This window comes from Planktothricoides sp. SR001 (genome assembly GCF_001276715.1).
Lineage (GTDB): Bacteria > Cyanobacteriota > Cyanobacteriia > Cyanobacteriales > Laspinemataceae > Planktothricoides > Planktothricoides raciborskii.
The window spans coordinates 82,039-105,858 of record NZ_LIUQ01000004.1 but is presented as its reverse complement, the minus strand read 5'-3'; the positions used below and the strand labels follow the sequence as shown (position 1 = coordinate 105,858).

Here is a 23,820-nt window from a genome sequence, read left to right as displayed (position 1 = left end):
AGCGACGAATCACCACTTACTTAGTTTCCGAAAACTCGGCATCAATCACATCATCATCGCCACCGCTGCTAGAACCACCGGGAGCTTGTCCGCCAGCACCAGGGGCGCCTGCTGCATCTGGGCCGGGGGCTTGTCCGCCCGCTTGTTGGTACATATTCGCACCAATTTGATACAGGGCTTGTTGCAATTCGGTCGTCAAAGACTTGATTTGATCGAAATCTTCCTTAGTCACCGCATCCCGCAAATCTTTGATCAAACCTTCTACCTTGGTCTTATCAGCCGCAGGCACCTTATCACCGAACTCTTTAAGCTGTTTCTCCGCTTGATAAGTCAAAGTATCCGCTTGGTTCTTCATATCAATCTTCTCACGGCGTTCCTTATCGGCAGCGGCATTAGCTTCCGCTTCCTTCACCATGCGATCGACTTCATCAGACGGCAGAGTCGAAGCACCAGTAATACTGATCGACTGTTCCTTACCAGTGCCCTTATCCTTAGCGGTCACGTTCAGAATACCATTCGCGTCAATGTCAAAAGTCACTTCAATTTGCGGTACACCACGGGGGGCAGGGGGAATTCCATCTAAACGGAAAGTTCCCAAACTCTTGTTATTGGTGGCCATTTCCCGTTCCCCTTGCAGAACGTGGATTTCCACATTGGTTTGACCATCCACAGCGGTAGAGAAAACTTCTGACTTCTTGGTGGGAATAGTGGTGTTGCGAGGAATAATCTTAGTCATCACACCGCCCAAGGTTTCCACACCCAAAGATAGGGGAGTCACGTCCAGCAGCAGGATATCCTTCACTTCCCCAGCCAGCACACCGGCTTGAATGGCCGCACCCACCGCCACCACTTCATCGGGGTTCACGGTTTGGTTGGGTTCTTTACCCATTAATCGCTTCACCAGTTCTTTGACGGCGGGGATCCGGGTAGAACCGCCCACCAGCACCACTTCATCAACATCGGCATTCTTGAGTTTCGCGTCGCGCATGGCGTTTTCTACGGGAATGCGGCAACGGTCAATCAAATCAGCAGTCAGTTCGTCAAACTTGGCGCGGGTTAAAGTCACATCCAAGTGCTTTGGCCCATCTTGGGTAGCGGTAATAAAGGGCAGATTAATTTCCGCTTGGGTAACGCTCGACAGTTCGATCTTGGCTTTTTCCGCCGCTTCCGTTAAGCGTTGCAGGGCTTGCTTATCTTTGCGGAGATCGATACCTTCCGCTCTCTTAAATTCTTCGGCTAAATAGTCTACGATTTTTTTGTCGAAGTCGTCCCCACCCAGGTGAGTATCCCCAGAAGTAGCCAACACTTCAAATACACCGTCGCCCACTTCCAGGATAGAAACGTCAAAAGTTCCACCCCCTAAGTCAAACACCAAAATGGTTTCATTGCTTTTCTTGTCCAAGCCATAAGCCAGAGAAGCGGCGGTGGGTTCGTTGATAATCCGCAATACTTCAATCCCAGCAATTTTACCCGCGTCTTTGGTGGCTTGCCGTTGAGAGTCGTTAAAGTAAGCGGGAACGGTAATCACTGCTTGAGTGACTGGTTCTCCCAGATAGGTGCTGGCATCATCAACCAGTTTACGCAGCACTTGAGCCGAAATTTCTTCAGGAGCAAACTGCTTACCACGGGTTGGACTATCTAATTTAACATTGCCATTGACGTTAAGAACTTTGTAAGAAACTTCCGTGGTTTCGTGGGTCACTTCGTCAAATCGTCGCCCGATAAACCGCTTGACGGAATAAAAGGTGTTTTCTGGGTTCATTACCCCTTGACGTTTGGCGATTTGACCAACGAGTTGATCGCCGTTTTTGGCAAATGCGACCACCGATGGGGTGGTGCGACCGCCTTCTGCGTTGGCGATCACGGTGGGTTTACCCCCTTCCATTACTGCCACACAAGAGTTTGTAGTTCCTAAGTCGATGCCAACTACTTTACCCATACCGTTATTTTCACTCCACTGATAACAAAGATATTATTTATGGCTGGCGCCGAGTTGTTCACCAGCGATCTGGGAATGCAACCGGCAATTTGTTTCCAGCGCTCCCATATTGTTTTACGTTTACTAATCTATATGGTGAGGGTATTTGGGCTGATTATGTAGGGGTATTTACCGAACCTAAATTGGGGCGGTTCCCGGATCTGGGGCTGTGAGGGGGTGGGGTATGAGGTGATGGGAAGCAGGAGAAGAGGGAAGAAAAGGCTCAGGATATTATCGGTATATTATCGGTATCTTATCGGTATATTCTGAGGGTTTCCAGGATGAAATATCTGGAATGTATCTGGGATATATCTGGGGTAATTAGGATGAATAATCCAATTTTTCCCCAGACAAAAGTTTCCCCAGACATCTCGCCGATCGCTGATTTTTACTCACCAATCATAATCCGATTACGACCAGCGGCCTTAGCCTGATGAAGTACCCTATCAGCAGATCGATAGAGAGATTGTAAATCTGAACCATGTTCGGGATACTGAGCAATTCCGGCACTAAATGTGACAGAAAAGCTTTCTGTAATTTTTTCTGTAATGTTTTCTGTAATTGGTGGTTGATGCTCCCAGTCTTCTGTAAATTCATCGGTTGGCTCATTATATGATGACAAAATCGTGGCATTGAATTCTTGATTTTGGAGTTGTTCCAGTAATTCCGTGAGCCGTTTCAGCCCATCTTCTTTGGTCATGCCATACATGGCGACAATGAATTCTTCTCCCCCCCAACGAGCGACAATATCTTCACTGCGGAAAGACAGACTTAATAATCGACCTAGGCGATGTAAAATAGCATCTCCCATTGCGTGACCATATTTGTCATTAATTTGTTTAAAGTGATCTAGGTCTAAGAGGGCAAAACAAATGGGTTGTTTATGCCGTTTGGCTAGTTGTAAAAATCGATTGAGTTCTTGGCTAGATTTTCGGCGGTTGGCTACCCCGGTGAGGGGGTCAGTTTCGGCCATATTGCGGAGTAATTGAATCCGTTCTAAGCGGTTGAGAATGCGGGTGACTAATTCTGGGCCGACAATGGGTTTATTTACATAGTCATCGGCACCGGCTGCGAAGATACGGTGAACCATTTTCGGTTCTCGATGGGCAGTTAAAAATAAGATGGGAATGCCACTCCAACGGGGGTCATTCCGCACGACTTGGCAGAGGGAAATGCCATCGATTTTGGGAATTTCTACATCAAGAATTAGTAAGTCGGGTTGATAAGAGTCGAGGGCTTCTAAAAATTTCTCTGGATTAGATAAGCCCATGAATTTGAGTCCCCAAGGTTCTAAAAAACTGCGTAATTCTACTAATTGATCCGCATCATCATCAACGACCATGACTTTGGCTTCTTCCCGAAGCGATCGCTGTCTAACTTGGATCACCGTTTCCATGACTTGAGCGGCGCTGAGAGGCTTTTGGATAAAAGCCCGTCCGCCTAATTTAGCCACTTCTAAACGAATTTCGGTGCTGCCAGAGGCGGTAAAAATCAGTACCGGCACTGGAGAAACGTGATTCGTGAGTTCAGCGAGGAGTTTTAATCCTTCCTGGGCAGTTTCCAGGTTGGTGCAAGGTTCTCCTGAGATGGCTAGGTCTAGCAAAACCATCTCCGGTCGTGCTTGAGCGATCGCCTCCCGTGCGGTGCATAAATCATCAATAATTTTTACTTTGATGCCCCAGCGTTGAGCTTCTTGTTGCATTTGTTCCGCTACCGTGTGATCGCGATCGATAATCAGCAGTTGTGTCACTGCCCGATCTGACTCGAAACTAGGGTTGCTAGGAGAAATTTTCTGAACATCCCTGATGGTTTCATTGGGCTTATGTTCTAATTCGTCGCGCAAATGCTGGACTAACTTCTCTAGCTCCGGCACTTGTTCTCGCCCTACTTTCGGTTGTTCTAAAATGCTTTCAATTTTTCGGGCAAAGCCTGAACCCCGGACAAAGCCAAAAGTTCCCAATGAACCAATTAATTTATGAGCATCTTCCGTGGCTGACTGACGCAGTTCATCATCTAAAATTCCTGCCCGTAAAGCGATGACTGCTTGCTCCAATACAGTGACTCGATGGCCAATCCGATGCTTAAACCGTTCCCAAACTTCGGCGATCGCCTCTCGATGGTCTTCTTCTTGGTGAGTTTCTGCGGTGAATAATGGCGGATGGTCAGGCGCCGTTGTTTTGCCCTCTTCTTCGGCAGTGGCCACAGTCGGCTCAGTAATAGTTTTAGCCGGACTCGACAGTTTTTCCGGTGGCGGCGATAGAGAAATCTTCAGTTTTTCCGCCACTTGCCGCGCTAATTTTTCCCGATCGATTGGGGGAGTGATATTGAAAATGGCGATCGGATAATTTAGGGGTTCTATCAGTTGACTAATAATAGATTTTTTATCGCTATTATTGACTACTTTTTGACAAAAAATAATCGGAATTTTCCTAAAAATATTTTTTTTACTCCCTAAGCGAAAAACTTCTGACACCGAAGGTTCTCGCAAGCCTTCATCAATAATAATTAGAGACCATTTATCTGTCGTCAGGTATTGCAGAGTTTCTTCTCCGGTATAAGCGGTTTCCACGGAGATATACTCTAGTCTTTTAACCAACCATTCGCCTAATTCATCCGGCAGTCCTGCCAGGAGAACCTTACTAATTGCTGGGGTAGTTTCAGTTTTTTTCGGCAATGGCTTTAAGCGATAACCTAACCCATAAACTGTTTCGATTAAATCTCCCGGTGCGCCAGATACTTTGAGTTTTTGACGTAATCCTTTAATGTGAGCGCGGATAGTTTCTTCTCCCGGTGGATCTTCAAAAGACCATAAGTGATCCAGAATGGCACTCCGACTATAAACTCGACTACTGTTCCGCAGGAATAACTCTAACAAACGATATTCTGTCGGAGTTAAATTCACCAGTTCGTCTTCATAAGTCACTTCAAAAGTATTAGGATTAAGCTGTAAACTGCCCCAAGAAATCACCGGAGGTAATGCGGAGTCACCTCGACGCAGTAAAGCCCGAATTCGCGCCGATAATTCCTGGGGTTCACAAGGTTTTACCAGGTAATCATCCGCCCCCGCATCGAGTCCCATGACTTTATCGTGGGTGCTATCACGGGAGGTGAGTAACAAAATGGGCATTTGATAGCCCTGCGATCGCATCTTCCGGCAAAGGCTAATCCCATCAATTTTTGGCAGTCCTACATCTAGGACAATCAAATCATAGACACAACTTTCCACTAATTGCCACCCCTCTTGACCATCAGTGGCAACATCTACAAGATAATTTTGGTTGTTGAGTGTGGAAACTAAGACATTGGCGATCGCCTCGTCATCCTCTACCAGTAAAATTCTCATAGTGGCTTTTTACTATTTAGTAATCAGTGACAAAAATTAAAAATTATAAATTATAAAATCAATTTCAATGGCGGGATTTATTTTATAATAATATCCTATTTTGAGTAGCGATCGCGTAACTTGCCGTCAGCGATCGCAACTCAATTTTAATTTTTCACCAGGTACGGGCGCGATCTTTCCCGGAACAAATTCACGCTTCTAATTGATAGATGAGGAGCTTCTGGTGCGGGGGAGCAGAGTAGCGGAGGGGCGGAGGAGCGGCGGTTCGGCCCTTCGGCTGCGCTCAGGACAGGCTTCGCTCACCGACCGAGGATCCGCCAATCGAGAAGTGAAAAGTCGTAGGGGCGAATGGCCATATAGCCTGACGGCATGGGCTTCGCAAGGACGCCCGTACAAAAGAATTATCACTATTCACTCTTCACTATTCACTCTTCACTATTCACTCTTCCCTACACCTCTTACCCTTCGGCAGGCTCAGGGCTACACCCCATCTTCAAGGACGCAATAACTCCCAGAGTTCCGCTTCGGAAATACAGGGAATCCCCAGGGCTTGTGCTTTCTCCAACTTAGACCCGGCATCTTCTCCCACTAATAAATAGTTGGTTTTTTTACTGACTGAACCCGTGACCTTACCGCCCGCTTGTTCAATTTTCGCCTTAGCTTCCTCTCTCGTCATGGTGGGCAAAGTGCCGGTAATCACAAAAGTTTTACCCAATAGAGGCAATGTTGTTGTGATTCCAGATATAGCTTGCGGCTGTTGTGTACTGGTTTCTAAAGGTGTAGCTAGTTGCAACCCAGCAGTTTTTAAGCGGTCAATTAAGGTTTGATTGGCGGGAACTTGGAACCATTGAGACACGGAATCGGCAATTTCTGAACCAATGCCATAAACAGAGGCGATCGCAAGAGGGGTAGCGGCGGCTAATGCTTCTATGTCACGGAATTTTTCTGCCAAAACTTGAGCATTCACACTCCCCACATGGCGAATCCCTAAACCATAGAGCACTCTAGCCCAAGGTTGGGTTTTGCTGCTGGCGATCGCTGTGACTAACTTTTCCGCCGATTTCTGACCCATGCGTTCTAAAGTCATCAATTCTGCCACGGTTAAACTATATAGATCGGCAACGGATTTTACTAATGCGCGATCGACCATAAGTTGTACCAGTTTTTCGCCCAAACCATTAATATCTAAAGCCTTGCGCGAAGCCCAATGAATCAGGGAACCTCTCAGAATTGCCGGACAAGAGGTATTAATACAACGGGTAACGGCTTCATCAGCGGGTTTTACCACCGTTGACCCGCATTCCGGGCAAAACTTAGGCATTTGAAACCGTGGGGCATTTTCTGGGCGTAACTCTGGCAACACCCGCACCACTTCCGGGATAATTTCCCCGGCTTTTCTCACAATTACCGTATCGCCAATATGTAAATCTAATTCATCCAGGCGATCGCTGTTGTGCAGAGTTGCCCGTGACACCGTAGTTCCGGCTAATTGTACGGGTTTCAACTCCGCAACCGGAGTTAATGCCCCCGTCCGTCCCACTTGTACAGTCACCGCTTCTACAATCGTCGGTAATTCTTCAGCGGGATATTTTAGGGCAACCGCCCAACGAGGAAACTTTTGGGTAAAGCCCAATTGCTTTTGTAACGCCAAAGAGTTAATTTTGACCACCACCCCATCGGTCATATAGGGTAAATGTTCTCGTTCCGTTTCCCAGCGATCGTAAAAAGCTTTGACTTCGGTCAAAGAGGGACATAAATCTCGATTGGGGTTAACCCTAAATCCAGCTTGTTGCAACCATTGCAGACATTCCCATTGAGATGCTGGTTGCAGTTCTTCCGGCAAATGTAAGGTATAGGCAAAGAAATCAAGACGGCGATCGGCCACTTTGCGGGAGTCTAACTGCCGCAAAGTTCCCGCTGCTGCATTGCGTGGATTAGCAAATAAATATTCCCCTATTTTTTCTCGTTCTTGATTAATTTGGGCAAACACATCTAAGGCTAAAAATGCCTCCCCGCGCACTTCTACCCAAGGTGGCGGATTATCTAAATTTAAGCGTAAGGGAATGGAGCGAATAGTCTTCACATTTTGGGTAATTTCTTCCCCAGTGGTGCCATCCCCCCGTGTGGCGCCGCGCACCAGTAAGCCATTTTCATAACTTAAAGCTAAAGCGGAACCATCTATTTTTAATTCGCAAACATAACCCCCCCCAGACCCAGAAACCGGGTTTCTCTGAGAAATGTTTGCCTCCCCACCGGACCCTACATAGAAACCCGGTTTCTCAGGGGACACTACCCTTTGCCAGCGTTCCTGCCAAGTGGCAAACTCTGCCAAATTAAAGGCATTTTCCAAACTGTAGAGAGATATTTTATGCTGAAGCGAGACAAATGCGGTGGCAGGTCGTTCCCCTACCCGTTGGGTGGGACTATCCGGTGAAATGAGGGACGGATATTGCTGTTCCAGGTCTTGCAGTTCCCGATAGAGGCGATCGTAAACCGCATCCTCCATGATCGGATTATCTAGGGCATAGTAGGCATAACTAGCTTTTTGCAATTGTTGCCGCAGTTGTTCTGCCCGCTGTTGAGTTTTTGGGGTTGGCTGTGACAAGGGTTTTCTCCATTGACAATTTCTCTGTCTTAGTTTAACTGAAGAAATTTCCTATCCATTGCCGGTGAGTAAACCAAACACCAAAGTGATTAAGGTAATGCCGAGAGCGATCGCGCCGATTACCACTAACATCAAACCACCTACTAATAAAAACACAAACCACTTATCAGCTTTTTTACCCATCTGTGGCGACTTAATATGGATATCCAACAATTCCATATTTTTCACATTAGCTTTCCATGCCACATCAAACAAATCTCCCAAGACGGGCACAGTCCCCACAAAAACTTCTAGCAAAATATTGAACACCATTCGCAGCAAACTTTCTCGCGGTAAACCCAACTGTGCCGCCGAAATTACAATATAAGCGGACAATGCCGCCCCAGCAATATCACCGCCACCGGGAATCAGTCCTAAAAAGGGATCGAGTCCAATACGGTAGTTCGTTCCGGGAATCGGAATGGCATTATCCAGCACATGAGTTAAGGTACGCAATCGCTGGATAATTTTGGCGTTAGAGTCTTGGTTTGATTGTTGGTCTTTGGGCTTAGTCATTACAAGGGGGAAAAATCACAGATTTAGTAATAATCAGATTGTGGCATAAGTACGCCAGTTGCTCTACTTGGGGAGACCCCAAGACCGCACTGGCTTTGGAATCGCTTCAACCCCGGCGCCAATTAAAGAAGCCTTCAAGCAGATTTTCCCAGGGTCGAATCCGCTGATGATATCGCCACAATTGGGCTGTTTGGCTGTTAATTTCCGAGAAGGACGGGAAAATATGCGGCAGAGAAGCGATCGCACCTATTTTTAAATTATTTTGCATCGCCAAAGCCCAGGTATGGATTAACTCACTGGCGCTATTTCCCACCAAATGCACTCCCAATAATTCCCCATTTCTCCGAGTAATAACTTTACAAATTCCGGTAGTTTCTCCCGACAACTGTGCCGCTGTAATATTCTTCTCATACTGGCGAAATACTAAAACATCTTTACCATAGCTTTCTTTAGCTTGGGCTTCCGTTAAACCGACCCTAGCGAATTGAGGATGAGTAAAAATAGCCCAGGGAATATGATGATATTTTACCTGATGAATCGGCAAAAATAAAGCATTTTTTATGGCTATATTTGCTTCATATATAGCCAGATTTTTCCAGCCATATTTTTGGGCTAAATGGCTACAACTGTAAATAGAAGACCGTGTGGTTTGGAGTTTTTTATTTAAAATTAACTCCTGATATAATGAATCATGCTTAACAGTTTCCACCCCAACCCGGTCTAAATTTAATGATTCTAGATTGGGCTGGTTGCCGGTAGCAATATAAATTTGGTCAGCTTCCAGGGCTTTGTCACCAGCTTGCACCCATATTTTGTCATTAATTCGCTTAATTTGACTCACGGAAGTATTCGTCAATAATCGGATGCCATCCGCTTCTAATTGACACTGAATTAAAAAAGCTGCCTCCGCATCTTCTTCCGTAAGCAGGCGATCGCTCTTGACAATAAGTGTTACTAAATAGCCAATTTTGGCAAAGCATTGAGCAATTTCTATCCCTTGAGGACTGCCGCCAATTATAATTAAACGCTTAGGTGAATTATCGGTATTTTTTAAAGGATTTAAATCTATAAAATCGGCTAAAACTTCTTGATTAAATTGTTCGGCTTTAGCCCTATTTAATCCTTCGATATAGTTAGTAATTGCTGGAATTGACCCCGGGGCTAATAAATAAGAACGCGATCGCAATAGGCGATCTTTCACTTCAAAAGCTAACCTAGGTTTGGGGCAAAATTGACCCTCACCAATGATCACATCAATGCCCAACGATGCCAAAATCCCCGGAGAATACGGTTCTCCTACGGGCAAATCATAGAAACTTAACTCTGGAGAAAGGGAAAATCTTTGCTGCTGAAATCTGCAAATTTCCTGCTGGAGAAACCGGGTTTCTTCAAGAAACCCGGTTTCTAGAAGCGGTTGTACCAGGGCGACACGGGCTTTTAGCTGGGCTGCGGTTTTCGCCGCATAAACCCCAGCCACACTGCCGCCAATAATGACTAAATCGTAATCAAAATTCACTGTTGTTGGTTGATTGTTGTTGGTTGGTTGTTGGTTGTTGGTTGTTGGTTGTTGGTTGTTGGTTGTTGGTTGATTGTTGTTGGTTGGTGGTTGTTTATATCGTATGTCAGAGTTATGAAGTCCAAAAAAAATCCGTCATTCCCGCGCAGGCGGGAATCCAGAAAACCTCTGTACTTCATCCGCATTGCTACCGCTATATTGTTGATTGTTGATTGTTGATTATTGGTTATTGGCAGTTAACAGTTTGTAGGGGCGAAGCATTCCCGCAGAAATATTCCGGTTTAAAGAACAATCTGTCTACGGGAATGCTTCGCCCGTACCCAACAACCAACCAACAACCAACAACAACCAACCAACAACCAACAACAATCAACCAACAACAAACAACAATCAACAATCAACAATCAACAATCAACAATTATGATAAAACGTCCCTGAGTCCTTGGAGGAGACGCAGGTTTTCTGGTTGGGAACGAATGGCTACCCGAAAATAGCGATCGCCTAGTTCGGGAAAACTCAGGCAGTCACGAATCAAGATTTGATGATGTTGGAGTAAAGCTTGTTGCAGTTCAGAACTGGGCTGCTCGGTTTTTACTAATAAGAAATTAACCGAACTTGGGTATGGGGTCAGCCCTGGTAGCTGGCTTAAGCCTTGAAATAGTTCATCTCGCGTTGGGGGCAACCAAGACCAAGTTTGCTGCTGAAAGGCTGTATCTTGGAGTACCGCGCCCCCCACCGCAGCGGCTAAAACGTTCACCGGCCAAGGGTCGCGCCATTCTTGCCAGCGGCGCAGGCGATCGGGGTGAGCGATCGCATATCCCAAGCGCAGTCCGGGCAGGCTGTAAAACTTAGTCAGCGATCGCAAAATCACCAGATTAGGGAATCTTGCCACCTCGCTGACCAAACTTTCTTGTTTTGGTGGCGGCAAAAAGTCCATAAAGGCTTCATCCACCACCACCAACTCAAATTGCTCCAAATAGGGCAGCAAAGTTTCCCGGCAAAATAACCAACCACTGGGATTATGAGGATTATTCAGCAAGAGTCCTGAACTTGGGGACATGGAAGAAGGCAAAGACCATCTGTCAATATCAACTGCTTCCATGTCTTCTGGTAAGTTTGCCCACAGACAAGACTCAACAACTTTGGCGTTAAATGCCCGCAGACAGCGCCGATAGTCACCAAATGCTGGAGTCACCAGCACCACCTTGGGAAGAGTGGCCAAATCCCAACCAGCCCAGGTCAGCAACTCAGCGGCGCCATTTCCCGGCAAAATCCACTCTGGGGAAATTTGATGATACTCACCGAGAGATTTACGCAGTTCACGATAATTAGGGTCGGGGTAAGCGGCGATTTCCTCTAGGTGAGATTGGATCGCCGCGATCGCCGACTGGGGCGGGCCCAGAGGATTGATACTGGCGGAAAAATCCACAAGTGAACTTGGGGGACAACCTGCTAGTGCGGCTGCCCAGAGCAAATTTCCCCCGTGTACTGGTCGGTTAACGGCCATTAAATTCGCAATTGATGGTTTATTGCGCTTGGGCTACTTTTTCTTTAAACAATTTTCCAGCGGAGAAAGCTGGAACTGTAGTAGCGGGGATTTCCATCTTATCGCCAGTTTTGGGGTTACGACCTTCACGGGCTTTGCGGTGACGTGCTTCAAATGAGCCAAAGCCCACTAAAGTCACTTTATCTCCAGCGGCAACGGCGTCGATGACTACATCTAATGCTGCGGTCAAAACGGCGTCAGCTTGTTTCTTGGTGACACCGGCTTTTTCGGAAACTGCGTCTACGAGTTCACCTTTGTTCATTTCGATACTCCTTTTATGTGTTTGGGCGTTGAACGCCACGATGAAATTTCAGATCGCCCAGGGGGATTTCGTGGCAATTCTCAGTCATTCTGACACAAAATCTCTGAAACTCCCATACAATCTATTTTCTAGAAACCGGGTTTCTTAAGTGAGATTTTGGCTATGATGCTAAATTTAACGCAGAAACCCGGTTTCTGAAAATATTCAACCTCAAAAGTGAGATTTTGGCTGTGATGCTAAATTTAACGCAGAAACCCGGTTTCTGAAAGTATTCAACCTGAAAATGGATCGATGAAACCTTTAATTTCTGTAGATTTCAGGATTTTTTTAACAATTCACGACCGACTGGATGTGCCAAAGCCTCTAAATTGACGTTATTTTATCATTACTTTTGTGGCTACAAGCGAAATTGGTTGAAATTTGCTGAACTCCAGAAAAAACCCCTGTTTTGGCAACAGGGGTTTTGAGTAAAATCTGACAAGTTATTGTATTTTTTGGGTTTATCAAGGATCCACGGATGGCAGATCGCCGTAAAAATGGCGGTCTTAGCGGGAACGGTTCATCATTTCTTGGGCATCTTGTCCGGGGACATAACCGTAACCAAACCCAGAGCGATCGGAGTCATCCAAAACCTGGGGAGTCACCAACACGATCACCTCAGCCCGTTGGTTTTCTGTGGAACTTCCCCGGAATAAAGAGCCAATAATCGGTAAATCCCCTAGAATTGGCCATTTAGTCACCGTAGACCGTTCTTGCTCTTGAATAATTCCAGAAAGAATTAAGGTCTGACCGTCCCGCAGGCGAATTGTGCCAGTATTAAGAGATCTTCGCTGAACCAAAGTGACAAAACCACCCTGTCCTGTTTGTTCTGTCCCAATCGGCGAACTCACTTCTGGCGAAATGGAGAGGGTGACAAAACCATTGTCATCAATTTGAGTTACTTTCAACTCCAGGGTTAAACCCACTTGGGCTAGTTGCGGAGTTCTGGTTTCTCTTTGACCGGCATTGGTATCAGTAATGGTCACATCCACCTTGGACAAGACATCTTGAGTCAGACCAACGCTGGCGGTTTCTCCTTCCTGAACCACCACGGTAGGATCGGTGAGGATTTTGGCATTGCGGCTGATCACCTGTGCTTGTAGCAGAGCCAAAAACTTAGTGGGATATTGAAATAAAGTCGGGAGGCCAAAAAAAGCTTCTCCCAACTCTAAAGAACCCAGAGTCGTATCACCGGGATCGAGGCTAAATGAGGTATATCCTGAAATTCCCGGTTGCAAAGCGCTGTTGACATCATTCGCTAATGGAGCGATCGGGCGTAAAAATGCTCCCCCCTCTTGACCAGGAGCCGTTAGCGGCACCCGAACTTGGTTGGGATCGTAGAAAGGCTGAAGTTCCACATCTTCAATTTCGTCAATTGTACGAAGCGGACTGCGAATCACCGTGGGCACCAGAGTACCTCCAGCGGTAGTTGTCGCACTAGGAGGATTCACTCCACCAAAGTTAATCGCTGCTGAACCGTTATCACTGACAAAGAAACTGTCATTAATTCCGAAGGAAAAGCTTGTATTAAAAGTATCCTGGTTATTCAGGTTAACATCCACAATTTTTACATTGACAGCTACTTGACGCTTACGAGCATCAAGCTGAACCAAGAATCGAGTGGCGATATCAACCTTGCTTGGCTCACCAACTAAAGTAATCGTATTCAATCGTTCATCGGTAAGAACTGACAATCCTCTGAGCAATAATGGTCCATTTCCTTCGGTGGCTCCGAGGGGAATGATTTCTGTTGTAGTTTCTTCAATAATGGTTCGATTAGCCCCTTCTCCTTCCGCTGTTCGTCTTGTTCGAGTTACCACCCGTTGAGTTTCCGCACCTTGAGCGCTGAGAAAAGCTGAAGCTTCCGCTACGTTAGCCTGATTAATCCGCAAGCTACGAGTGACAATATTTTGAGCCGATTCAGGAAGTTTAAGTCCAACAAAAATGGTATTGCCGACTCGGTTAGCTTGCAGGCCACTCAGTTGAAGAATATAGTTAAAGACATTTTCTAGGGACTCGTTTTCGATATCCAGGTTAATGGTCAGTTCTCCGACTTCTTGAGCGTTGGTGGTATTTCCCGCCGCTGCATAGGCGACGTTGACTCCGGCCAATCGTGCGACGACCGATAAGGCTTCTCGGACTGGTGTATCTTTGAACACTAAACTTTGGATCATCTCGCTACTTCCCAGCGTAATTAAGTTGGGAGAGGAGTCGGTATTGGAAATCGCAATATCCCCGACCGGCGGCGCTACAGCGCGGGGCAAGAACGGTGGGGCTTGGCTGGTTCCCGTTGAAGGAACCGGCACCCCATTAATGGTGATCTCTGGGTTGCGGACTAGGACTTCCGGTTCTGATTGCGGTTGTTGCGGTTGCTGAGAAATTTGTCTGGGTTGTTCTTGCGCCATTGGGGGAGGATTTGCCCCTGGGGGTGGCGGATTCACTGGGGCGCCAGCGATGCCGGTGCCGTAGTTGATGGTAATTCTATTCGGACTACGTTCGGCAATGTCTACATTCGGGGCGCTGCCGCTGCCACTGACAATCACCCGCACGCTATTAGAATCTAAGGGCGTGACCACAATTGAGGCAATGCCCGGAGCCGGGTTGTTTTGCCGGAAGCTGCCGCCTTCTCGCAGTTTGAGGGTGGTATTGACTAAATCCGCTACTACGTCATTACCCCGATTGATGGTAAAAACTTGGGGCGCTTCGCCGCCAGAAGTTTGTAAGACCAGTTGAATTCCGCCACCACTGGAGATGACTTCTACGTTAGTAATTGCGGTAGATTGAGCCCAAGCTGGCTGAACTACGGCGATCGCGCCTAGACTGACACCCATTGAACTGCCCAGGATTACCCCCAGGAGATAATTTGGTTTCACTGTTTCCTCCTCACTAAATATGTTTGATCCGATCTTTGAATTAGTCTTTAATCATTTTGGCGATATTTTGGCGATCGGGGCGATTAATTGGGCAATTAAGGCAATTAAATTTATCGCTGCGATCGCACATTAACCTGAGATTCCCAATCCGCTTTTCTGGTAAGAGAGGAGAATATTCCCGCCCCTACAATCCCCTAAAACGCTTATGGATTCCCGCATTCGCGGGAATGACACCTCACGAGTATAAGTGGGTTTTGATAACCGGATTTGCGGTGATTTATTCTGGTTTGGCTTCGGGCGTTGCCGGGGCTGGCGCTTCACCCTCTTTCGTTTCTCCTTCCTTCGGTGGCGGGGGTGCGGCCAGCTTTTCTAACTCTTCTGCCGGTAAAGGCACTATAGCTAATAAATTAAACTTAGTGTTCAGTTTCGGTTCGCCTTCGGGAGTGTATTGATTCACTCTGCTAGATAAGAGTTTTTGGTTAGTGCGATCGACTTCTAACACAAACTGATCCATTAACACCATTGCCGGTAATCTTTCCAAATCCTGCAAAGCAGCTTGCTGTTGTTCCCACTTGCCTTGCATCTCTACCTCAATCGTCACCCCTTTAATCGCTTCTGATAATTTAGGACCCGGTGGGGCAGCCGGGTCTGCTGGGGCTGGTTGTGCCTCGGCAGTGGCGTCAGTCTGCCCGAGAATCCAACCACTACTAGAACTTTTCACCGGATTAAACTTGTCTATTGTTCCCTGGTGTTTTTCCACCACGATTTTGTTCACATCAAATAGCAAGGTATCCAAAAAGTCGTTTTTCCCAAATAATGCCATCACACTTTCTTTTTCCTGTTTGGCAGTTTCTAGTTGATTCGTGACTTCTTCTAATTTAGCTTTTCTTTTTTTCTGCCCTTCAATGTTATTGTTTAATTCACTAATTTTTGCTTCCAGTTCTTGAGTTTGGGTCATAGCTGGTAAAATCAATTTCCAGCCCACAACCCCCGCCAAAGCCACCCCAACCAAAGCAATCGCAATCCCTTGGATCTGGGGAGTAATTACCAGTGGGCCGACTACCAAACTACCTGGCGGCGGCGGCGGACTTTCCTGTTGAGGTACAAAACCTTCTTCACTTGCTAGTGTCATCGAACTTCACCCCTAATTGTTGTAATCGATTCAGCCTACTTAATAGTCCTTGTGCGTTTGTTCTTTGTAAATCTGGGAGTATTTCTGAAGCCAGAACATTGGTGGCCTTCGTTGAAATTTTATATTGCACCACTTTGGGAGTTAAATTTTCTGGCGCATCCCCAATTCCCGTCCATTCTACTTGTATGGGAATCTCTATTAACTCTGCTTCCACTAATGCAGTTTCTTTTTCATTAAAAAAAGGAGAGCTTTTCAGAATTAATAGCAAATCGTTCACTTCGGCAAAGCTAGGAGAAAGTCCAGTAATTTCTATATCTTGTGAAATCACCCCCCAAGGAGTGTTGGCTTGAATATTTTCTCCTTCTGCTGGTTTCAAGGTCTGACTAATCTGGGAAAGTTGCATCCCAGGAGGCAGAATGCTACTCAATTCATCTAGCAAAGAGGATACGGGTTTGACTGAAGTGTTAAAGATACTGGTAAAAAATTTAGTTTGCTCATTATATTGCTTGGTTTTATTTTCCAGTTCTTCAACTTTCTTCACTTCAGCTTCTAGCAGACCACTTTCACTTTCTAATTTTGTAATTTCTGCTTGTAATTGGGCATTTTTGGTAGTGACAATCCACCACCACCCCCCGGCACTACAAATGGCAGCCACCGCCACCGCTGCCCCCCCAATCAGGAAAGGAAGACTGGCAGTGGATGTCTGTTTACCTGGAATTGGTTTGGAAATATCCGGTGGCTTATAATCAGGTCGGTCATTAAGAAAATTAATATCAATAGAATACATAATGATTAGACCTCTCGCATTCCTAGACCCAAGACGACCCCCAATGCTGGGTGGATGGCTTGGGATAGTTTTTGTTCTTCATCTTCGATCGCCAAGTCACCAACTGGATCGACGATCATAACGGGTAAACCTAATCGATGACTAAAAAATTCCTCGATTTGGCCGATCGCTGCCCCTGGTCCGGCGAGAAATAGCTGGGAGACATCAGGGCCTTCACTTTGATTGATAAAAAAGTCAATGGATCGCCGCAATTCATCGGTAAGCTCAGACAATACTTTAACAATTGCCTGGACTCCAGGATTGCTTTCTCCCATTGTACCCTCCCCAGTAATTTCCGTTGGATTAGCGGGAATCGATATCTCTTGTAGCATATCGGTCTGTCTGGAGGGAGGCAAGTTCATGGCTTGGGACAGTGCCATCTGAACTTGGTAAGTGCCAATGGGAATAGTGCGGGAAAATTGGGGAATGCCATCCATGAGAATGGCTATTTCGGTACTGTCAAATTCAATGTCCGCGATCGCCACTGGTTCTTCTTGGGGCAGTTGGCTTAATTCACCTTGAATCGTCCGCAGCAGGGAAAAAATAGTTAAATCTAAAACATCAATCTTTAACCCTGCTTGTTCAAAGGTACTAATATAAGTATCGGTGACTTCTTTACGAGTTGCCACTAGGAGGACTTGGAATTTAGAAATTCCGTCTTCATCCTCAAACACCCCCATCTTTTGATAATCTACATCAGCCTCTTCCCTGGGAAAGGGTAAGTATAGCCCCGCTTCTTGATTCACCATTTCCCGCAATTCTAAATCATTGAGTTCGGCGGGCACTGGCACCACCCGGATCACACCTTCTTTGGCAGGGATAGCCGTGGCAATGTGTCTGGCTTTGATATTATTATCCGCTAAAGCTGTCTGAATCAGCATGGCGACTTCCGGTGGATCGGCAATCAGTCCTTCTTCGATCAACCCTTCTCCTACTTCCACCGATACAAAAGTTTCTAGTTTATATCCAGGCTTTTTCTGACTCAATTGCACAATATTAATCCGGTCTGGGGCTATTTCGATGCCCAATCCAGGGGCTTTTCCTGGCAAGAACTTTTTCAATAGATTTTGCAGACTCTGCACGGCAGTATGGCTCCTGTCTTTGGTTGTTGGTTATTGGTTGTTGGTTGTTTGTTATTTGTTGGTTGTTGGGTAGGGATTCTTTGGGTAGGGATTCTTTGGTTGGGGAAAGGGGAACAGTTATCAGGGAACGGGGAACGGGGATAAGGAGCAGAGGAGCAGGGGGGATGAGGAGCCTGCCGTCGGCAGGGGGGATGAGGGGATGAGGGGCGGAGGGGCAGAGGAGCAGAGGAGATGAGGAGAAAAATATCCCCCCTGCACCCCTGCACCGAAAGCACCCCTGCACCGAAAGCTCCCCCGCTCCCCCGCTCGATGGCGGCACCCCCACTCCTCTGCTCGATGGCGGCACCCCCGCTCTCCTACACCCTGTTCGTTGTTGGTTTCCCTGAAATAATAACCAATAGCAAAGAACAAACAACAAACAACAAACAACAACCAACAAACAACAAATAACAAATAACCAATAACCAATAACAATTTTTGGGGTTAATGGTCAATCTGGTTATGAGTGGCAAAAAAATAGCCCAGTAAGTATAAAGAACCGCATAAAATTGTCAGGGTGTCGCAACTAGACAGATCCGGATGATGACAATGTTCTAGGGCGATCGCCAATTCTGGATAGCACTTGATTTCCGCCAATTCTGGGCAAATTGGCTGGGCGATCGCGGCTAAGTCTTCGGGCAGGGCAGAACTATGATCGGGGACTGGTACTAAGTATAGGCGATCGCCCGGTCGGAGCAATGCCTTAAAGATACCCGGATGGTCTTTTGTCGATAACATTCCCATTACCCAGTTCACAGGTTGCGGGGATATTTGATCTACATATTGGCGCAAAACTTGAGCCGCAGCCGCATTATGAGCGCCATCAACTAATAATCGTGTGCCACTATTGGACCAGTTGACCCATTGCAGACGACCGGGCCAGCGTGTTTTCCCCATGCCATCAGCAATTTGTGCGTCGGAAATTTGCCAACCTTGCCCTTGCAAGACTTTTATGGCAGCAATGGCTAAAGCAGAATTGGTTAATTGGATTTCACCCAACAATGGTAAAGGATATTTGATATTTTCATAAACTGCCCATTGTGGTTGATTAGGCAAAAAATTATCCTCTGAGGAATTAACAGAATTATGTTCGACGATCCGCGCTGGTTCGGGAAAAATCGCGGGACAATTCAGTTCAGCAATGCGATTTTCTACGACCTTTTGCGCGTCAGGAGGCAGCGACCCGCAAATCGCCGGACAACCGGGTTTGAGAATACCAGCTTTTTCTCTGGCAATATCGGCGATCGTTGGCCCTAAGCGTTGCCAATGTTCCCAACTAATTGAGGTAATGATGCTAACCAAGGGGCGATCGCAGACATTGGTGGCATCCAATCGACCCCCCAGTCCCACTTCCATCACCGCGATATCCACTTGCTGTTGGGCAAAATATAACCAAGCGGCAGCAGTAATCACCTCAAACTGCGTCGGACAGGGGGCGGCTGGGTCGATCGCTGCTTTAACTTGTTCTAAAAGAGAGATAAATTCCTCACGGGCGATCGGCTTTTCATTCAGAGAAATTCGTTCCGTCCAATCAACTAAATGAGGGGAAATATAGCGACCGACCCGATAACCTGCGGCGGTTAAAATTGCGGACAGATAAGCACAAACAGACCCCTTGCCATTAGTACCCGCGACATGAATTATGGGCACTTTGGCTTGAGGGTTGCCCAAGTCGCCTAAGAGTCGTTGAATTCTCTCTAAACCCAGGTTCACCCCAAAATGTTCAAACTCTTTTAAGATTTCATCGATATTTGTGGTCATTGGTAGTTTCTCTATTGATAAAAAATCAGCGATTGTTGTTCGTTGTTGGTTATTGGTTGTTGGTTGGTGGTTGTTCGTTGTTAGTTGGTTGTTGATTGTTGATTGTTGGCTTATTTATCAGCTATCCGTAGGGTGTGTTAGCGCAAAGCGTAACGCACCAACACCCCATATATAGAAATCCGTAGGGTGTGTTAGCGCGAAGCGTAACGCACCAACACCCCATATATAGAAATCCGTAGGGTGTGTTAGCGCAAAGCGTAACGCACCAACACCCCATATATAGATTCCCTGCGTAATTCCTATGGTTCTTCGTTGTTGGTTTCCATGAAAGAACAACCAACAAACAACAAAAGAATCCCTACCCAACAACAAACAACAAACAACAAACAACAAATAACCATAATGGCATTATTTTTGAGTCACCCAACGTAAAGCACTCAATATATTAGAATAATCATCAGTCCAAATTAAAGTTTCTGGACTAGACCGGGTTTGGGTGGATGCTATCGCTTCCCAGCGAGGGTCTTGGAGTAATGAGCCAAAATTCTCGGATTTCTGAGTCAAAATTACCCAGTGAGAAGCGGATTTACCCATTGCTTTTTCTGTTTGGGATATTTCTCCTTCTTGTTGATGGATGGCCACCAGTCCTAAATTATGAGCGATCGCGCCTAGTACGGGTTCTAAATCAATATACCGATTAGAAATATTCACCAGCAACCATCCCGATGCTTTGATTTTCCTAAAATATAGCTGAAACGCTTCTTTTGTCACCAAATGAACCGGAATAGAATCGGAACTAAAGGCATCCATAATCAGTAAATCATAAGCCCGATCCGGCACCTGCGCTAACTGCAATCGACCATCTCCCAATATTACCTTATAAGGGGCTTTGGCGTCTTGTAAAAAAGTAAAATAACGCGGGTCGCGAGCGATTTTTTCCACCGTGGGGTCAATCTCATAAAAAGTCCATGCTTGTCCCGGTTGGGCATAAGCGGCTAAAGTACCAACACCCAAACCTAAGACAGCAACCTGGGATAACTTTTGCGGTTTTACCGAAGAAAAAAATTGACCAATGGGGCTATCTATAGTAAAATAAGATAACGGATCATTCCGGCGTTTGGGATCGAGACTCTGTTTCCCGTGCAGGGTGGTGCCATGCAGTAAACTATGATATTTACCCCCAATTTCATTATCATACTGAATTACTCGATTTATGCCAAAAAAACTCCGTTCACTGTAGAGGATGCCGCCTAAGTTATTCAAAGAAAACTGGCCAATTAGGAAAATAAAACATAAACCCAGTACCCAGGTGATCTTTTTCAATTTAAAGGGATAAAATATCAATATCATTAGCCCTATAGCTATAATATAACCCCTGAGATTATTCAGAAATGCTTCTGGCGAAAATCCTACGAATAATCCGCCAAACAATAACCCGACACTGATAGTTTGAATTTTTTTAATGGTTAAAAATTGGGCGGAAGATGCAAATTCTATGCCCTGGAATAATTGGGGCGATGTTGCATCCGCAACGCTCCGCGAACGCACCACTAAAATAGACAACAACATTATCAGCGGATATTCTAATAAGTAGTTGAATACTAAAGGCGCGGCGATCGCATTAAACAATCCGCCCAAAACTCCTCCCACGGAAATCCACCAATAAAAACTGGTTAAATGTTCCGGGTTGGGGCGTCTTTGGGCTAACTGCCAATGAAACAAACAAGCAGTGATAAAAAATCCGCCCAAATGTAACAATAGGACAAACCATAAAGGATTAACCAATCGCGCCCAACAGAGGAAAATTAACGGAGTCAACCACGCCGGTAATATGGCCAAAAATTGGGGATAAGGCAAAAATTGCTTTCGGGCAAAAGTGAGAATAAATGATAACAAATAAAGGGCGAGAGGAATTGCCCAAAGCATTGGCATTGCCGCCAAGTCTGTGGTAATATAAGTTGTTAAACCTAACAGCAAGCTGGAAGGAATAAAGGCTAAAATAATCCATTGGAAAATTTCTATTAAATGTGGCGATTCTCTTTCGATATTTTCGATATCTCGCTCTAAAATAATATTATCTGTATTTCCGTCGTCATTTTCTGTTGTTTTAATTTTCGGTTTAGATTGCCAACTACTAACAGCACAAAAGCAGACTAAAAAAATTAATAATATATATAATATAGACCATATCTTACTTTGAAATGTTAAAGAAAAATATGGCTCAATTAAAGTCGGATAGGTTAAGAGACCCAATAAACTGCCAATATTACTAGCACTATATAAAAAATAGGGATCGCTACTGCCCGGATTGTCTGTATCGGCAAACCATTTCTGTAGCAGCGGCGCCGTGGTGGAAACCACAAAAAAAGGTAATCCGACACTGAGGGTTAAGACGGTCAATAACCACAGAATAGGACGCAAATTTTCAGGAGTATAGAAAGGGGTGGATATCGCGATCGGTAAACAAGTCAGTGGCAATAAAAGCAAAGGAATATGTATCATCCCTTGACGACGGGTTCCTAACCATTTACTGCTTAAATGAGCATATCCGTAGCCCAGCAATAATGTGCCTTGAAAAAAGAACTGACAAGTATTCCAAACTGAGGGCGAACCCCCCAGCAAGGGTAAAATCATTTTGGCAACCATTAGTTGCACGGAAAATAACAGAAATGCACTTAAAAATAAGGTATAAGAGTAAAGACGTAGCACCTGTTGCCTCCGTTTTTCATCACTTTTGCTTGAGGCGAAAAATTAAAAAATGATTGTTCCCAGGTCTTACCTGGGAACGTGGAAATGACCGAGAAATATGATTTTTCTTATCCCCCATTCTTAATGGGGGTTGGGGGGATCAAACATGAGAATCAATGCCTAAAAAATAGGGTGAGATGATTTTCCAATATATTGGATTCCCGCATTTGCGGGAATGACAGCTTTTTATCTGGTGAGTATATACTGAATTCATTTATGCCCACCTACTTATATCGACAATCAGGGAACGTTTACGCCACCAATTGTTGACATAATTTATCTTCTAGTTCATGTTCCATTTTGATCATAGCGATAATCCCTTGCGCGATCGCCGTGCGAATATCCGTCCCTCCTTCATAAAGTTTTAACCATTGTTGAGCTTGGTTCCCCTGACGCAAGATTTTTTTCAGGGGTGAAAGGAAGCAAGCAAAACCCCGTTCTTTGGCCAAAGGGTTCATTTCTTCATATAGTTCAGCAATCCAATCCCGGGCTAAAATTGTTCTACCATCAACCCAATGGCGCAACTCAGCATCTAAACTATTGGTAGCGGCGGCGGTTTCGTTAGCATCAGCGAGACTGGCTAAATCTTCAGCGCGACTTTGGGCTGGGAGTTGGCTTTGCACCAGGGGATCTAAGTTGGGGTCTGCTATTACCTGCATAATTCGGGCTTCTAAGAATGCCGCAATAGCTAATAAGGCGATCGGGTCTTCGATCGCATCACAAATCCTCAGTTCCAGGCGGTTAATATTATAAGGACGGTGATCCCCATTGGGACGCACCGACGACCATAAATGCCGCACATTTTGCATTGTCCCGGCTGCGAGTTGTTCTTCCGTCCAGCGGATAAAATGGCTGTGACTTTCAAACAGAGGCACATGGACAGGCGTTTTCGGGAATAACTGCCACCGAGTTGAATGATAGCCGGTGACTTCCCCATCTAAAAACGGAGAAGAAGCACTCAGGGCAAGGAAGAGAGGGGCTTCCATGCGGATCACTCGACAAGCCCGCATCAGCACTTCTGGATCTTCAATGCCAATATTGATATGAATACTGGCGGTGACGATTTTTGTGCCATAAGTTTGCTCGATATAGTCATGGTAAGGGTTGCCTGGGTCTGACCGATAAAAGCGATCGCTGTGACCCAAGGACAAGGTACTACCCGGAACCAGGGTATAGTCCCCCAATGTTTTCAGATAGTCTCGTAGCTGCAACCGAGGTCGGACCAAGTCACACAATAGGCGATCGTAGGAACATAACGGCGGAGTCGTATATTCCACATTTCGGCTATCGGGTTCGCGGACAAACCGATTTAACGCCGCGACAATTTTGTCCGAGAGGCCGATAATATCCCCCTGCGGGGTGCCTGTGTACATTTCGACCTCAAAGCCTTTTGTTAGTAGCACAGTTTTTCTCCACAACAGTGTTCATCTATATCTAGTATCTCGGAAATTTGAGCAACATTCACACGGAAAGATGTGGGGTGTGGGGAAGAGAGGGTTTAGGGTGTAGGGTGTA

The 23,820-nt window shown here is 45.8% G+C and carries 14 protein-coding genes and 1 pseudogene; 1 reads left to right on the top strand and 14 read right to left on the bottom strand.

Going from position 1 to position 23,820, the window contains the following annotated elements:
• Window positions 1-16 precede the first annotated feature (16 nt).
• The 5 genes from dnaK to AM228_RS03815 all read right to left on the bottom strand — a co-directional run bounded on the left by dnaK (window position 17) and on the right by AM228_RS03815 (window position 9,997).
• The gene (gene dnaK, locus AM228_RS03835) at window positions 17-1,939 is read right to left on the bottom strand and encodes a molecular chaperone DnaK (protein ID WP_054464785.1); all 1,923 of its coding nucleotides are present in this window, start codon (window positions 1,937-1,939) and stop codon (window positions 17-19) included.
• 427 nt (window positions 1,940-2,366) lie between these two features.
• Window positions 2,367-5,321 (bottom strand): response regulator, encoded by a 2,955-nt coding sequence (locus AM228_RS03830; protein ID WP_054464784.1) that lies wholly within the window; start codon window positions 5,319-5,321, stop codon window positions 2,367-2,369.
• A gap of 493 nt (window positions 5,322-5,814) precedes the next feature.
• Window positions 5,815-7,926 (bottom strand): NAD-dependent DNA ligase LigA, encoded by a 2,112-nt coding sequence (gene ligA / locus AM228_RS03825; RefSeq protein WP_054464783.1) that lies wholly within the window; start codon window positions 7,924-7,926, stop codon window positions 5,815-5,817.
• Window positions 7,927-7,977: 51 nt separating this feature from the next.
• Entirely contained in the window at window positions 7,978-8,481 is a 504-nt protein-coding gene (locus AM228_RS03820; protein ID WP_054464782.1) for a DUF4112 domain-containing protein, read from the bottom strand.
• A gap of 106 nt (window positions 8,482-8,587) precedes the next feature.
• Complete coding sequence (locus AM228_RS03815) at window positions 8,588-9,997, bottom strand: NAD(P)/FAD-dependent oxidoreductase (RefSeq protein ID WP_054464781.1); 1,410 nt, start codon at window positions 9,995-9,997, stop codon at window positions 8,588-8,590.
• 13 nt (window positions 9,998-10,010) lie between these two features.
• Here AM228_RS03815 and AM228_RS34870 point away from each other — a divergent pair.
• Window positions 10,011-10,216 (top strand): annotated as a pseudogene (locus AM228_RS34870) (hypothetical protein).
• A 199-nt stretch (window positions 10,217-10,415) separates the two neighbouring features.
• Here the strand turns inward: AM228_RS34870 and cobD are convergent.
• The 9 genes from cobD to gshA form a co-directional block, all read right to left on the bottom strand.
• Window positions 10,416-11,504 (bottom strand): threonine-phosphate decarboxylase CobD, encoded by a 1,089-nt coding sequence (gene cobD, locus AM228_RS03810; protein ID WP_054464780.1) that lies wholly within the window; start codon window positions 11,502-11,504, stop codon window positions 10,416-10,418.
• A 19-nt stretch (window positions 11,505-11,523) separates the two neighbouring features.
• Complete coding sequence (locus tag AM228_RS03805) at window positions 11,524-11,805, bottom strand: HU family DNA-binding protein (protein ID WP_054464779.1); 282 nt, start codon at window positions 11,803-11,805, stop codon at window positions 11,524-11,526.
• A gap of 545 nt (window positions 11,806-12,350) precedes the next feature.
• Window positions 12,351-14,717, bottom strand: coding sequence for a type IV pilus secretin family protein (locus AM228_RS03800; protein WP_197285209.1), 2,367 nt, complete (start codon window positions 14,715-14,717; stop codon window positions 12,351-12,353).
• Between the two features lie 277 nt (window positions 14,718-14,994).
• The gene (locus AM228_RS03795) at window positions 14,995-15,849 is read right to left on the bottom strand and encodes a hypothetical protein (RefSeq protein WP_054464778.1); all 855 of its coding nucleotides are present in this window, start codon (window positions 15,847-15,849) and stop codon (window positions 14,995-14,997) included.
• Window positions 15,833-16,636 (bottom strand): PilN domain-containing protein, encoded by an 804-nt coding sequence (locus AM228_RS03790; RefSeq protein ID WP_054464777.1) that lies wholly within the window; start codon window positions 16,634-16,636, stop codon window positions 15,833-15,835. Before AM228_RS03790 ends, AM228_RS03795 begins: the two co-directional genes overlap by 17 nt.
• A 5-nt stretch (window positions 16,637-16,641) precedes the next feature.
• A complete protein-coding gene (gene pilM, locus AM228_RS03785; RefSeq protein WP_054464895.1) occupies window positions 16,642-17,748 on the bottom strand; it encodes a type IV pilus assembly protein PilM in 1,107 nt (368 codons plus the stop codon).
• A 492-nt stretch (window positions 17,749-18,240) separates the two neighbouring features.
• Window positions 18,241-19,557, bottom strand: a complete 1,317-nt coding sequence (locus AM228_RS03780; protein ID WP_054464776.1) for a folylpolyglutamate synthase/dihydrofolate synthase family protein — start codon at window positions 19,555-19,557, stop codon at window positions 18,241-18,243.
• A 408-nt stretch (window positions 19,558-19,965) separates the two neighbouring features.
• Entirely contained in the window at window positions 19,966-22,266 is a 2,301-nt protein-coding gene (locus AM228_RS03775; RefSeq protein ID WP_054464775.1) for a spermidine synthase, read from the bottom strand.
• A gap of 290 nt (window positions 22,267-22,556) precedes the next feature.
• Complete coding sequence (gene gshA, locus AM228_RS03770) at window positions 22,557-23,708, bottom strand: glutamate--cysteine ligase (RefSeq protein ID WP_054464774.1); 1,152 nt, start codon at window positions 23,706-23,708, stop codon at window positions 22,557-22,559.
• Between the last annotated feature and the right edge of the window lie 112 nt (window positions 23,709-23,820).